This is a genomic window from Mucilaginibacter sp. P1_D10 (genome assembly GCF_056406215.1).
In genome coordinates, this window is sequence record NZ_JBFUAP010000024.1 from 1 (window position 1) to 14,423 (window position 14,423).

A 14,423-nucleotide genomic window follows, 5' to 3' on the forward strand; every position below is an offset into this window, starting at 1 on the left:
TCATAAAGAAAATGGGCTTTGTAAGTCTCAAAGACATCTCAACCCCACTTAAGACTGTTACTGTTTAATGAACCGCCGTATGCCGAACGGCACGTACGGTGGTGTGAGAGGACAAGTAGGGAACTAATCCCTACTTTCCTACTCGATGGCTAACGTGGTATGAGTGAAACCACCGTAAACATAAATCCAGTTATCGCCATTAAAAAAAACAAGAATGATCTAATATCTTTCGCTTCACGGCCGTCTTTTAATACAAGTCGGCTAAAAGGTTTCGACAATAATATTGTTAGGGCAAACAAAAAAGCAAATGCTAAAGCCAATTGTGCGCCCATCCCAATAGGGATACGATTATTGGTCTTGCCAAAATAACCCAATTGATCGCCAAGGAATAGTAAATTCCAAGTGACAACAAAAACAATCACCGCAGGCCATTTCATTGGAAAACTCCCGCTTGATTGAAATTTTATTATCTCGGCTTCAACTTCAGATGGTATAGGTCCGGGGTTACTTAAAAAACCTGTACTTTCTATTCGTTTTATCAAGTCGCGGCTACCTGATGTTAAAAAGACAACCTTTGCGCTATATCCGTTAACCCTGTGATTGATTTTTATACCGGCTCCAGAAAATAATGAAGATGGTTCGATAGAGATAATATCAGAAGGCCTGAAATACAGGTTGCCTATGATGGATGCATTTAATCGCAATTCATTTTTATTTACTAGTAATTTAGCAAATGGCCATGTAGCCCGACCAAATCCAATGTTTGCACCTCCGGTTTCTTCAATTTCATACATACTATCTGTTTAGGATTAATTTTACGACTAAAGCTATTTAAAAGCAATGGAGTAAACAAAACCATCGTCCGGAATTAATCATTGCAAATTATCCTCCAAACTCGCCGCACGATCCAATATAAACCTATACTTACTCTTTCAAAAGACTGCTAAATTTAGCCATAGAGTTTGCCGTGATACTCCAGTCGGGAGCTTTGATATTACCCCAGGCTTTAGGGTTATCATACAAATTAAAGTAACAAATGCCAAAAATATGAGGATTGGTATTTATTGTTTTGGCAGCATCGGCAAGCCATTTATTTTGAAAGCTCTCCGATCCTTTTACGCCAAACTCGGTTATGAATAAGGGCTTATCAAGGAACCGCATGCGGAAGTATTTTCGATTAAATATAGTGCTAAAGGCTTCCTGCTTCTCCGGATCAGTAATATTTTTATCAGGCAAGCCATAAATTGCTATACTTATAAAATCAACCACATCGCTTCCCGGCCAAAAATCTACAGAACCTCTGTCGCCTGCAGGGCCCCAAACTTTTTTAACATTTTCCCCCGGTCCTCCATCAAACTGCATAAAATATCTGAATGCATTGATATAAGTGACAGGGTCCTGACTCTGCCACGCATACCTATGGATCGGGATTTCCATTTCGTGCATCCACCTGAGATAAACAGTTGTTTTTGTGGAAGAAATTACGCTGAATAATTTTTTGATCTGTTCATCATAGCGACCCTTTAATATATTTTTCAAAACAGCGGTATCTGCCTTTCCGCTTGTATCGCGCCAGGGTTCCATCGTCACAATAACTTCATGGCGGCGATTAATAACTTCCCAAAATTTCTTCTCAAAATCACCCCGCTCAACCTCGCCCCAATCTGTAAAAAGATGCTCTACGCTAATGCTTTGCTGATTGAGCAATTTTTTGTTTGGATCAAATACTCCGACCTTTAGCCGGCTTCTTACCGGTTTGTTATTAGCGCTGTCTGTATAATTATTTTTAGTGTAAATGGTATTAAGATATTGATTGTAGTAAATTTTTGAGCCGTTAAGCCAACTGTCCTTCAGTCGTGTTTTTCCAATATCTCCACTCATAATCAATATGGGCTTATCAATAAACCTCAAACGGTGGAGTTTATGTTTTAACATATCAGCAATTGAGTGGTCTTGCAGATAAAAGTTAGCACTACGCTCAGACTTGCTTCCGAGCGTTATGCTTACATAATCAACGGCGTTATTTCCCGGCCAATATTCTGTATCGCCAGGATAACCTGAAGGCCCCCAGATGACCTGAGCGCCCGGGGCGTACAGTTTTATTTTTTTTGAAAAATAATGGAATGAATTAATGTAATCTTTAGGCGATTTGAATTGCCAGGGATACACATCGGTTGGCACTTCCATATCCGGGTTCCAGCGAATAAATACCAGGTGGTGGCTTTTGGCAACCAGAACGGCTAATTCTTTGATCTGTGTATCAAAGCGACCATCTATCACCTCCTTTAAAACGTTATTTTTATAATCTATTCCCTTAAGCCAGGTTTCTACCGTGATTAATACATCCTGGTTAGTTAATGCTGTTTCTAAGTTACCCTTGCTCGACCATAGTGCTGTGTTCTGAAATATTGCCGTGTAGCAAACAATGGGGCTGGCAGGCAGTGCCCTGCTTAAATTGTCATGATCGAAGATGCCTAACACCTGCTCATTGGTTTGGTAATAGGTATTCAATAAATAACGCTTCAATAAAAGCTTAATACCAAACAGTGACGCAAGTAAAAATAAAATGCCTAAACCTATTGATATATAAATTCTTGAGGTCTTTTTCACTGACAATTAATTTTGAAGCGGTATATTTAAAGTAGTATAATCTTCGGTTTCATTGTTGCCTTTTACTGCTACAAGGTAAACCCTGTATCTTTCATTGTTTTGCGGAATAGTGATATATACCTTCGGCCCGTTTCCTGCTTTTATCATGTCGATAGCATTACCCCAGTTATCTGTTTTAACAAGATACCATTCAAATTCCAACCCGGTTTTTGAATAAGCTGCGATGTTCCACTTGTTGGATGAATACACCAAAGCATTGTAAGGCAGCAATGCACCCGGAGTTGTGGTTAAAGCAGGTTTTAATATTTTTATATGAGGCAGGTTATGGCTGGCGATTGAACCATGCCAGCCTTTGCTTATTTTATAAAGGTAAGGCTTGTTTCGGCCCCATATGTCTTTCAACCCATCGAGTGTGATGGCGGTCCCGCTTTGCTGATCCTGCCAGTTGGCATAAAAAATTCCGCCAAGGGGGTGCAGGTCTTTAAGCGCATAAGGATCAGCACTACTAAAAAAGAAGGGAGCATTAAAATCTGGTTTAATGAATTTCAATTCCTGCTTGTTATTAACTACCAGTCCAAACCCATCTATTTCCGGTATTTGTTCATGTAATAAACGTATAGTGCGGCCGAGTGTGGGAGAAGAGGATAAATCAAGCGTTAATAGCCTCGATGGGTCAGCAAGTTTAATTTCTTTTACCAGCGATTTTAAAAAATTGATATAATGCTGTTGAGCCTCCTGCAATTGCTGCCCATGATAAAATTGAGCCAGTTGCTGATAACTACTGTTGCCTAAGTTCCAGGCACTGATGCTATGGTTTAATTTATTTTTATTTACAACTTCAAGAATAATCCTGGATTGCTTCTTTAAATAACTGGTGTCATTCATAAAGTTTGGTGCGTCAGGCAACCAAAAGCTATAATGGATCTTTAAATTCTTTTGCTCCGCAGCATCAAATGTTGAGTGATCGTAGATATTGGGCCCGTATATTTTTATGGTATTTATCCCCGCTTTTCTCATTTCGTCAAAATCATTGAGTATGGTTTTTTTTGTGAGCGGAACTATGTTTTTATACCAGTAGTTTCCTTTAGAATAAATTACACCTTTAACCGACGAAAAAAATGACGAGGGTACTAATACCTGCTTTCCATCATTTATATCTGCGTCACTGGTATTTTTCAGGGTGTCGGATAAGGGCAGTTTTTGAGTAGAGGGATAAAGAGCCCGGGAATGGTATTTGATATCAAAATGTGTATCGTCATCTGAATGCTGCGAGAAATATATGCTAACGCAAACCACCAATACTGTAAGTAACAGACTTATTTTCCTTACGCCACCATATATCCATCTCCGCAACAGCCAAAAATGTTTTTTAACGTTTTTTACTTGCGAAACGATACTAAATAATGTAGAGTGTTTATCCAGGTATCCCTGAAATTTAAGCTCAGAACTTGCCATGAGCATAAAGATCATGAACATACAATTCAGGCTAATAATGCCAGCCATGAAAAGAGTAAAGGGACTCCAGTCGTTATAAAGGCCGTACGCAATTGCCGCAACAGACACCGCCAGCACAAAAATATTGGGTAGATTATATTTTAAATTTTTTTCATCTCTAACATCCTTGGGCGTAGGGATGTAAGGAACATCCTTTCTGATAACAGTATAAATAAAACCTAATATAAAAACCCACCATGTACCAATAAGCAGCAATCCTCCCACAAAATGAAATCCCCGCTCATTATCCTCCATCACCCATTGCTGAACAAAATGCCTGATCAAAATAACCGAAGTTATAAAGGGGATACTGATAATTAAAAACTCAGAGAAATCCATTCTTAATGGAAATGCACCCATAAACAGGGAAATTACCGGGATTGAAAAGTTTATCAAAAACACAAAGCCAGATAAGTAAAACAGGGGCAAAAGGCCATAATGAAGTTTTTGCCGCCAGCTGAATTTTGTAAAAAGCTTAACGTAAGAAGTTACCAGAAGCTCGAACACACCTCGCGACCATTTCAATTGTTGTTTATAATAAGCTGATAAGGTTGCCGGTACCAAGCCCCTTGTTAATACCGCAGGCACATAAACAGATTTCCAATTGCGTGCATGTAACTGCATTGAGGTATGCATGTCTTCAGCCAGTCCTGCGGCATGCCCTCCAATAGATTCCAGGGCCGTTCGTCTGAAAGTGCAGTTGGCCCCTATAGCCTGAACAGTTCCATAGGCATTCATGCACATCATCATCGGGCCGTAAAACTGATAGGTTTGTTGCGCTGCTCCTTTGGCTATCCACCCAATTCGCTGATTGTAATATGCCTGCACAATTTGCACATAGCCAATTTCAGGATTGTCGAAATGAGCAATTATCGGATCAAGAAACCCAGGTACCGGTACATGATCAGGGTCGAGAATCACACATAATTCTCCCGATGACCGGGCTAATGCATTATTGATATTACCTGCCTTTGCATTGATCTTGTTAGTCCGGGTAACGTGATGAACTCCCAGTTTTTCGCACACTGATTTCACGTATGGATCGTTGGCCTCATCACATAAAAAGGTTTGATGAGGGTAACTTATCGCCTGAATGGCCGTAAGCGTTTCAACAATCATTTCGTATGGTTCACCGGCGCAGAATGTGGTAAAAATATCGACGGTATACTGTTTAGTTAACGGCCGATCAGGAGGAACAGATATTGCCCAGTAGTGATACCACTCATACAATATCTTAAAAAATGTATAAACAAAGGTTGATATTAATAACCAATAAAGCGGCTGGTAACCGATAACCGATTTCCTGAGCAGGCTATGTATAAAAAAAAGCATGCAAAACACACCGATGAGAATCATCATTCTCAAATAAATCAGCTGCAGTTTAGTGGGTGCTTTAATTAAGTTATTACTCATGGATTCTTTAGTACATAAAAGGGCGTATTGGAAGTAGCAAACGCCCCTTTTTTATTATACACATATACCAGTATGCGATAAGGGCCCTCTTTACCAGGTACTTTAAAGCTTAACCCCGATCCGCTTTGCGTAACAATTAAATTATTGATCTCCCTCGTTTTTTTTTCGCTGAAAATACCGCTGGGTTTAAACCAATCCTCCGCAAATATTTTCCATTTAAATGTTAAACCTACTGTGTCAGCATTCTCAAAATACACCTTGCTGTTAACTGTAATATCAGGTTTAAGTATAATATTATCGTTTGCACCTTTTCCTGCTAACAGCATGTATTTAAGCGAAGGTGCCTTGTCAACTGTCTTTTTACCTGTCCATATATATCGCATTACCTGAACGGCTTCAGTTTCAGCGCCGCTTTCATCAAAAAGGCTGAACCATGTTGGGGTTAATTCTTGTTTTTGTCCCCAGTAAAACACCATCGATCCTAAAAACCTGGGGTTATTAACCGGCATATACTTTTTGTAATTGAAAAGATATTGCTCCGCCTTTTTAGTGCTTGTGTTTTCAACATAAGCGCCCCATGCATTTTGATCTTCCGCAAGCCATGGCCCTTCAACTCCCCATTCAGTAATTAAAAACGGTCCGTCCCAAAACCATTTGAATTTGTCGAGGTCTTCTTTTAAAGTTTGAATGGAGCCAAAAATATTGAACGATATGAAATCAACGTTTGTACGCAGCTTAATGTTCATAATGTTTTTCTTTTGAAAGGCCATTATGGTTGTCGTCACCGGGTGCTGCGGATCCTTCTGATGAATCATGTCAATCAAACCATTGAATGTGGTATAAAACTGCCTGTATTTTGGACTGTTAGGAAATGAGAGCTCATTACCCAGGCACCAGGCCAATAGCGCGGGATGGTTTTTAAAACGCTCGACAATATCAGTAATCTTCCCTGTGTAAGCATTAGCCTTGGAGGTTTTGTAAAAATCATCCATGCTTTCGGCTGGGGGCAATGGTAAACCGGCTATAACGGCTAACCCATTGGCCTGGGCCGAATCTAAAATGCTCCCTAAATTTAATGTGTCCCAAACCCTTATCGTATTGCCTCCGGCCGCACTTAATTGTTTCAAGTTTGTAAAGCCAGATGCCCCTTTTACAAAAAATGGTTCACCGTTACGATACAATACATATTTACCATCTTCATTTTTTATATAAACTGTTTTTTTTGCGGAATCAATCGATTGTGATTGATTACATGCCAAAGAGGACAAGCATAGCAGTAAACAGCTAAGGATTAATTTGAAAGAGTAAAACCTCATAAATGTTAGTTCAATTCACGTAAAAGCCGACAAAATATTTTATCAACCGTTATCTTTCAATGGTGGCGGTCCATGGAGAGCGACTTCCCAATCTTCAAATGGAGGATCAACGTTGAACGACGAATCACAGTAGGCACGTAAATAATCAGTTGCTCTTTTTTCAGCATATTTGGCATTTAATACGTTCCCGGTATCATCCAATTCAATCACATTAGCATAAATTGCGAAAACTTGTTCTATGGCACTGGGTTCATTGCCGTATAAAGATAGATAATCTACTCCCTCAAGAGTATATTGACTGCCGCTTGCCATGAAGTAGGCGAACGTTCTCAGTGCTCCGCTAAAAGAGTTACTTAATTTCATATCAAAATAAATCTACGCTTTTTGTTCGCTAAAGACACATTAGCTATATATCTTTTTAATCGATATTATCCTCTAAACTTGCGCCGTACAATCCAAATCTGCCATAAAAGAGTTCGAGTTTTGTAGTCTAAGGACCACTAAACGAAAAACGTCTTTTTAGAGTTGTAGGGCCATTTAGAGGGCTTTATTTAGCCATTTTTATTACAATCGTCTGCACAAAACATATTAGCCAATCATACCTGAGGCGATTAAGCTGTTTGATAATATCAATGATTACATATGAAAGAAAAAGCCTCAAGTCGAAAGATTGAGAATTTACTTCCGGGATTGTATCTTAATGATGCCGTGACACTACCAACCATAAGCATATAATACTGTTTAAAAGGCTAATCTACTTATTGATATATTTTTTGATGAATTTTACTTTTTTCCCGGGCGGCAATTGCTTTTAAAGCGAGTACCGGTATTAGCGAAGTGAAATATATCTTTGCATTTGGTTAAGTTTGATATTAATTAAAGTCAATGCACGAAAACCTATTAGCATATATCAACCAACGCGCAACCTCGCCACTTACGAGTGAAGAAGAAGCGATAATTGTAGCTGTTTTCCAACCTAAAAAGTTCAGGAAAAAGCAATACTTTTTGGAAGAAGGCAATGTGTGTAAATATGTTGGTTTTATTGTAAAAGGTGCTATGCGACAATATAGCGTAGATGACAAAGGTGTGGAGCATATTGTGCAGTTATACATTGAAAATTATTGGGCAAGCGATCGTGAAAGTGCTGTCATGCTTACTCCATCAAGATATTATATTGATGCCTGGGAAGATACTGAACTACTCGTTGCTACAGTAGCAGACATGCTGGATTTGATAGAAAACGTACCTTCATTTGGACAAATGACAAGATTAATGGATCAAAGAAGCTTCATCGCTTCTCAACGAAGATTAAATTCTACCATTAGCAATTCAGCAGAAAAGCGCTATGAAGAATTTGCCGATAACCATCCACAATTTATTCAACGATTTCCCCAACACCTCATTGCGTCTTTTTTGGGCATAACCAAAGAAACATTAAGCAGAATCAGAAAACAAGCGCTGAAATAACTTCTATTTCAAATTTTGGTTTTTACAAAAACCGTTGACATTTATCAACGGTTTTTTTTATCATTTCTCATCGTTTTAAGGTGTGTTGTTGCTGCAATTTTACATCATAAAACGAAGCAAATGAAAAAGACAATAGTAGTAGTTGGAGCAACAGGCTCACAAGGCAAGGGTGTTGTAAATGCCCTTGTAGATGAAGGCTCTTTTAATGTAAGAGCAATAACCCGTAATCCGGAAAAATATACAGGCAAGGCAAATGAAGCAGTTTATGCAGATCTGCAAGATTTGCAATCTTTAAAAGATGCTTTTACAAATGCTTATGGTGTATTTGTGGTAACCAACTTTTGGGAAGGTGCAGACGAAATTACCCAGGGTAAAAATGCCATTGAAGCGGCAAAAGCTACGGGAGTGCAGCATTTTATCTGGTCAACACTTCCGGATGTGGAGCTCATTAGTGAAGCAGCATTTGAAGTGCCGCATTTTACTTTAAAAGCAAAGGTGGATGACCTGGTGAAAAGTGCCGGGTTTAAATACACAACATTTGTTCAGCCACCATTTTATTATCAAAATCTTGTTGGGATGTTGGGTCCACAACTAAAACAGGATGGCACAACCGGTTGGACATTACCGATTGACCCGACAATAAAAGCCATCCACATGTCAGACATCAACGACCTTGGAAAAGTAGTTGCCGGTGCATTCTTGCAGCCCGAAAAAGTTGGAAATGGCACTTATCTTTCAATTGCCACGGAGTTGAATAGTTTCAATGATATCATTGAGGCATATAAAGCCAATGGCAAAGCATACAGCTTTTCACAGGTGCCGGTTGAATTGTTCTCCACTTTTTTTGATGGGGCAAAAGAACTCGCTGAAATGTTTGGGTATTTTGAAAAACATACTTACATGGGGCCAGACTCCGCGTTACGGATTGAATTGGCAAAAGACATTGCCACAGGCGAATTTGTGACCCTTCGGGAATGGCTGAGTAAAAACAGTTAAAAAATGAAAAAGAAAACGAGTTTCTCAACAAAAGGCAATATTGCTGCGGTAGGCTCTTTGGCTATCCAGCGCATGTTACCTAATCGGTATGCTAACAAGGTTGGCCCTTTTGTATTTCTGGATTATGTGGCCCCCGTTATTAAAGAAACCATTACCCGGAACGGTATGGGAGCTCATCCACACAGGGGTATTGCAACATTAACCTATCTTCTTCAGGGCGAAGTAGAGCATTTTGATAGTGCCGGAAATGCGGCGATAATCCGTTCGGGAGGTGCACAATGGATGAAAGCAGGTACTGGAATAATCCACGATGAAAATTTAAATTACGACTCCCAAACAGGGAGCAAATTTATTCAGGGGTTTCAATTTTGGATAAATTTACCTTCCAAAAATAAAGCTGAAAAGCCTGCACATATCGCTGTGCAAGCTGGCGAAGTCCCCAAAAAAGAATTGCCCAATGAAAGTGGCTGGTTAAAGGTTATTGTTGGGAACTATGAAGAGTTGAGTTCGAAGATCCCGAATTATTCCAGGTAGTTTTTGTATCATATTCAATTGAAAGCAGGCAAAAGCCTATCTATAGAAATTGAAAGCGAAATAGAAGTTGCTGCTTTTCTGCCCACACAAAATGCGATACTAAACGACACCGAATTTCAAAAGGGGGAGTTTGTAGAATTTGATAGGAGCGCAGGAGAAATCGAAATAAAAAACACCTCTCAGATAGCTATTGATATCCTGTTATTTGGTGGCGAAGAATATACAGAACCGGTGATCGCGGAAGGCCCTTTTGTGATGAACTCACAGGCCGAAATAGCAGATGCCTACCGTGATTTTTATGCGGGGAGATATGGGGAAATAAAATTAGCAGTACAAAAATAAATTGGTTCGGGATGAATATCATCATTAAAGTATAAAGGGATCATATTATGAATGCCAACAACACAAGCATCTTTAACGGCTTTGCTACAAACGCGGGGGAAGGCGAGCGCATCTGGTTGCCAGCCCAGCCTCGGCGGCGGGCCTCCGCCACACGTTCACACGAACGAAGATGAGTTTTGGTATGCGCTCGACGGGACCTTCGAATCCATATCGGCGATGAGGTGCAGGCCATCGGGCCTGGCGGGTTCGCCTTCTGAGCCAAACGCCTTTAGATGGGAATCTGAAGGCGTTTTTATTCGGGTTATTCTTGTTAGAAGTAAATTATGGCAGTCGAAAGCTCAACACCTTAGATTTCGGTGGGGATAAGATAAACAATATCGTCATTTCGTCCCACAAGGAGTATGACGGTTGCACAGGGCAAAATCTTAATATGCGTGATAATGGGCGATAAACCTGCCCGTATGGCAATCATAGGAATTATGCGGATATTCGCATTTTAATACGCCCACCATGCCCGCTCCCGAAAAACAGAAACCCGCCGAAAAAGAAAGCCTGCATCCCCGCAACCTGCACCGCGCGGGCTATGATTTTGATAAGCTGATAAAAGCACTACCGGCCCTCAAATCTTTTGTGGCGCTTAACCCGCATGGGATAGAATCTATAGATTTTGCCGCTCCGGATGCCGTGAAAACCCTTAACCAGGCCCTGCTGAAACTTTATTATGGGGTGGAATGGGATATTCCCGCGGGTTACCTTTGCCCACCCATCCCCGGCCGGGCAGATTATATCCATTACATCGCCGATTTGCTGGCCGAGGGCAACAACGGCGTAAGCCCAACGGGCAAAGCGATAAAGGTACTCGACATAGGTACCGGCGCAAATTGCGTGTACCCCCTGATAGGGCACAGCGTGTACGGCTGGCAGTTTACCGGCACCGACACCGACGCAGAAGCCATCCGTTCGGCCAATAAGATAGCCACCGCTAACCCGGCTTTCAGCTCTGCTATCAAGATAAGGCCGCAAAGCAATAAGGCCAACATATTTAAAGGTGCCATTACCCAGGGGGAGATTTATGACGTTACCATCTGCAACCCACCCTTCCATGCCTCGCAAAAGGAGGCGCTGGCAGGCACGCTGAAGAAACTCCATAACCTGAACAACGGCAAGCCGCAACAGCCAACGCTTAACTTTGGTGGGCAAAACACAGAGCTTTGGTACCCCGGCGGCGAGGTGGCATTTATCCGCAACATGGCCGAGCAAAGCACGCTGTTTGCCGATAGGGTGCTGTGGTTCTCTACCCTGGTATCTAAAAAGGACAGCCTGGACGCCGTTTACCGTGCGTTGAACAAGGCAAAAGCCCAGGAGGTAAAAACCATCACGATGGCGCAGGGCCAAAAAACAAGCCGCATAGTAGCCTGGACATTTTTGAGCGAAGCCGCGCAGCGAACCTGGCGCAAAACCCATTGGGATAAGAAACTATAACAAAACAAAAGCGGGGCACCCATCAGTCGTCCCGCTTTTGTTTTTAGTATTTCAATACCAAATATCCAGTTTTGCGTTTAAGTTCTTTGTCATCCCTATACTCTACCGAATAAAAGTAAGTACCCTGCCGCAATTTTGCCCCGTTAGATTTATGCCCGTCGAAGGTTCGGCTGCCATCGTAGCCTTTCTGTTCGTAAACCACATTGCCGGTACGATCTATGATGCTTACCTTATTATCCGGGTAGGCCGCTAGGCCGTCTATGGTAAGTGCATCGTTTATGCCGTCGCCGTTTGGTGAAATAGCCTGGCGCACTACTACATCGGGGTGGGTGTCAATATTATCATCGTTCACAGTTACGCCTACATCATTAATACGGCTATTGCGCGCAATAAACGATGATGCTTTTGTAATAGTGATCACATAAGTTTTTGTAGTGCCATCCTCAGCGGTAACAACGGTGGTAATATCGGTTGTTCCTGTGGGATTTAACGCTATCGGAGCTGATTCAACACCAGGCGCAATCGTTATACCATTAACTTTAATTGTTGCATTTGCATTGCGCGTATATGCTGTTTGTTTAATGCTCGTAGTAGCGTTGCTTACTGTGGCTATATAATTGATTTGCGCCTGGCTCTTAGCCACCCTTGTTAGCGAAACAGCCGGATTCAATACTAACTTAGTAATAGCAGCATCGTTAGAACCATTTTTGCTAATTATTATCGAGTAGGTTTTTGTGGTTATCCTATCGTTAGCAGTTGTTTTTATTGTAATGGTAGTGGTACCAGTTGGATTTAAAGGGATTTCTTCTGAAAGCAAAGAATACCAGTCGGGATACGATGCTCCACTCTGTCCGTTAAACTTAACTGAGGACAAATTAAAGATAATACCTTCAAGAACGGCGGTCACTCTTACGCTTGTGGTAGCCGCACTTACAGATGAGGTAAAGGTGTCGGTTTCACCCACTCTAAAAAGTATTGAATTTGTGCTTAATGTCAGCTTTGTGAGGCTGGCATTATTTGAGCCGTTTTCATCATTAATTATTACAACATATGTTTTCGTTGCCCCTCCGGCAGCAGTTACAATCGTAGTTATCTTGGTAGGCCCATATGGGTTAACCAATATAGCGGGGGACAATGAACCAGAGGCCACCGTTAAACCGTTAACGGTAATATTTGCGCCGGCATCGCTGGCAACGGGCTTTAATTTTACACGATAAGCATTATAATTTACCGAAGTTGTATAAGTATTGAGCGTGCCGGAGCTGCTTTGTTTAATCAGTGTGCATCGCGTATCCAGGCTTAGCGAAGTAAGTTCGGCATTGCCTGCCCCGGTTTTGCTAATGGTAATTTTATACGTTTTTGTAGTGGTGCCATCCGGCGCTGTAACAACTGTTGTTATGGTTGTTGTGCCAGTTGGGTTAAGTGCGATAGGCTCTGATTGCGTACCTGATGCCAGTGGTGTACCATTCACTTCCATAGTCGCCAATGTGTCGCTGGTAACCGCCGTTAGACTAACGCTCGTGGTAGCCATACTTACCGAAGCGGTATAAGTATTAATTGCGGAGGATGTTGTTACTTTGGTAAGCGCCGATTTTGTGTCCAATTTCTGCGAAAGCAAGCTGGCATCGCTGGATCCTGTTTTGGTGACAGTTAGCCGGTAGGTTTTGGTAGCGCTGTTTGGCGCGGTTACCACGGTTGTTACAACAGTTGCGCCTGTTGAGTTAAGCGCTATCGGTGCCGACTCTTCCCCGCTGGCAGTTGCTACGCCATTTATGGTGAGCGTGGCTGATGGGTCGGTAACGAAAGCCGTTAGCTTCACGCTGGTGGTAGCTGCGCTTACCGTAGCGGTGTAGGTATTAAGCGCGCTACTGGTAGTAACCTTGGTAATAAGCGATTTGTTGTCTAAACGTTGCATGGCCAGAGTAGCATCGCCCGCCGCCGCTCTTTTAACGCTTACGGTGTAGGTATTAAGCGCAGAATTATCAGGTGCCAATACCGTTACCACAATGTTATTATCGCCAACATTAATGGGCACGTTAGCGTCAGATCCGGATATTACAGGAACTCCGTTCACTTTTATAAAAGCCCCAAAATCATCTGCAGTTGCACTGAGGATTACAGATGAGGTAACATTGCTTACTACCGGGGCGGTATAACTATGCACTACCGGGTTAAAGTATGGCGACAAGCCACCATTATTAACAGAAAGCGCAGAAAGTTTATTGTTGGATGTTAGCGGTAGGCGTGTTATGGCAATAGTATAGCCGCCATCGGGTGCCGTAACATCTACATCAATGTAGTTTAACCCCTCGTTTAAAGGTAAAGTTATCGGAGAGCCACTGCTTGCAGGGTTTGCGTTTACCATAATTTCAGCATGAGGGTCATCCGTTGTTGGGGTAATAGTTATAGTGGAAGCACCGTGACGCACGTAAGCGGTATAACCATGTATGGATGGCATAAAGTGTGGTGATAAAACACCCTCGCTGAGAACAAGATTATGTAATGGGCCGCCTGATGGCAATGGCCTGGCGACCGATGTGTATCTGCCGGCGGGTGCTGCTGATGCGTTTAAGTTACCCGTGGCAAAATCAGGTGCTCCACTGCCATAACTCACACCCGGCGTTAGCGCCAGCAAATGTACGGGGAGTACGGCCATCAAAATAAATGATAAAACAAGGTGCTTTATTTTTTTATTAGCTGCGATGCATAGTTTATTCATGGCGCTTGGTTTAGGTGTGAGTAATGCTAATTATTTAATTTATAACTGAT

11 protein-coding genes are annotated in these 14,423 nt (G+C 41.8%); 5 read left to right on the forward strand and 6 right to left on the reverse strand.

The genetic code is table 11. The features are described 5' to 3' along the window. Positions 1 to 149 precede the first annotated feature (149 nt). The 5 genes from AC1DYT_RS25230 to AC1DYT_RS25250 all read right to left on the reverse strand — a co-directional run bounded on the left by AC1DYT_RS25230 (position 150) and on the right by AC1DYT_RS25250 (position 7,196). A complete protein-coding gene (locus AC1DYT_RS25230; RefSeq protein ID WP_477472263.1) occupies positions 150 to 794 on the reverse strand; it encodes a hypothetical protein in 645 nt (214 codons plus the stop codon). A 130-nt stretch (positions 795 to 924) separates the two neighbouring features. Next, the gene (locus AC1DYT_RS25235; protein WP_477472264.1) at positions 925 to 2,610 is read right to left on the reverse strand and encodes a glycoside hydrolase family 26 protein; all 1,686 of its coding nucleotides are present in this window, start codon (positions 2,608 to 2,610) and stop codon (positions 925 to 927) included. 6 nt (positions 2,611 to 2,616) lie between these two features. Beyond that, a complete protein-coding gene (locus AC1DYT_RS25240) occupies positions 2,617 to 5,517 on the reverse strand; it encodes a glycosyltransferase family 2 protein (RefSeq protein WP_477472265.1) in 2,901 nt (966 codons plus the stop codon). Further along, positions 5,514 to 6,785: a glycoside hydrolase family 2 TIM barrel-domain containing protein gene (locus AC1DYT_RS25245; protein WP_477472266.1), complete on the reverse strand. Its 1,272-nt coding sequence runs from the start codon at positions 6,783 to 6,785 to the stop codon at positions 5,514 to 5,516. Before AC1DYT_RS25245 ends, AC1DYT_RS25240 begins: the two co-directional genes overlap by 4 nt. A 90-nt stretch (positions 6,786 to 6,875) precedes the next feature. Next, entirely contained in the window at positions 6,876 to 7,196 is a 321-nt protein-coding gene (locus tag AC1DYT_RS25250; RefSeq protein ID WP_477472267.1) for a DUF7677 family protein, read from the reverse strand. A gap of 522 nt (positions 7,197 to 7,718) precedes the next feature. On the opposite strand from AC1DYT_RS25250, the gene AC1DYT_RS25255 reads away from it, so the two are divergent. From AC1DYT_RS25255 to rlmF, 5 genes are all read left to right on the forward strand, one after another. Then, on the forward strand, positions 7,719 to 8,300 hold the full coding sequence (locus AC1DYT_RS25255; RefSeq protein ID WP_477472268.1) for a Crp/Fnr family transcriptional regulator: 582 nt from the start codon (positions 7,719 to 7,721) through the stop codon (positions 8,298 to 8,300). 120 nt (positions 8,301 to 8,420) lie between these two features. Next, positions 8,421 to 9,296: an NmrA/HSCARG family protein gene (locus tag AC1DYT_RS25260; RefSeq protein WP_477472269.1), complete on the forward strand. Its 876-nt coding sequence runs from the start codon at positions 8,421 to 8,423 to the stop codon at positions 9,294 to 9,296. Positions 9,297 to 9,299: 3 nt separating this feature from the next. Continuing rightward, positions 9,300 to 9,830, forward strand: coding sequence for a pirin family protein (locus tag AC1DYT_RS25265; protein ID WP_477472270.1), 531 nt, complete (start codon positions 9,300 to 9,302; stop codon positions 9,828 to 9,830). A gap of 18 nt (positions 9,831 to 9,848) precedes the next feature. Further along, positions 9,849 to 10,172 (forward strand): pirin-like C-terminal cupin domain-containing protein, encoded by a 324-nt coding sequence (locus tag AC1DYT_RS25270; protein WP_477472271.1) that lies wholly within the window; start codon positions 9,849 to 9,851, stop codon positions 10,170 to 10,172. 510 nt (positions 10,173 to 10,682) lie between these two features. Continuing rightward, complete coding sequence (rlmF, locus tag AC1DYT_RS25275; protein ID WP_477472272.1) at positions 10,683 to 11,654, forward strand: 23S rRNA (adenine(1618)-N(6))-methyltransferase RlmF; 972 nt, start codon at positions 10,683 to 10,685, stop codon at positions 11,652 to 11,654. Between the two features lie 43 nt (positions 11,655 to 11,697). Here rlmF and AC1DYT_RS25280 read toward each other — a convergent pair whose 3' ends face one another. Continuing rightward, positions 11,698 to 14,373 (reverse strand): cadherin-like beta sandwich domain-containing protein, encoded by a 2,676-nt coding sequence (locus AC1DYT_RS25280; protein ID WP_477472273.1) that lies wholly within the window; start codon positions 14,371 to 14,373, stop codon positions 11,698 to 11,700. Between the last annotated feature and the right edge of the window lie 50 nt (positions 14,374 to 14,423).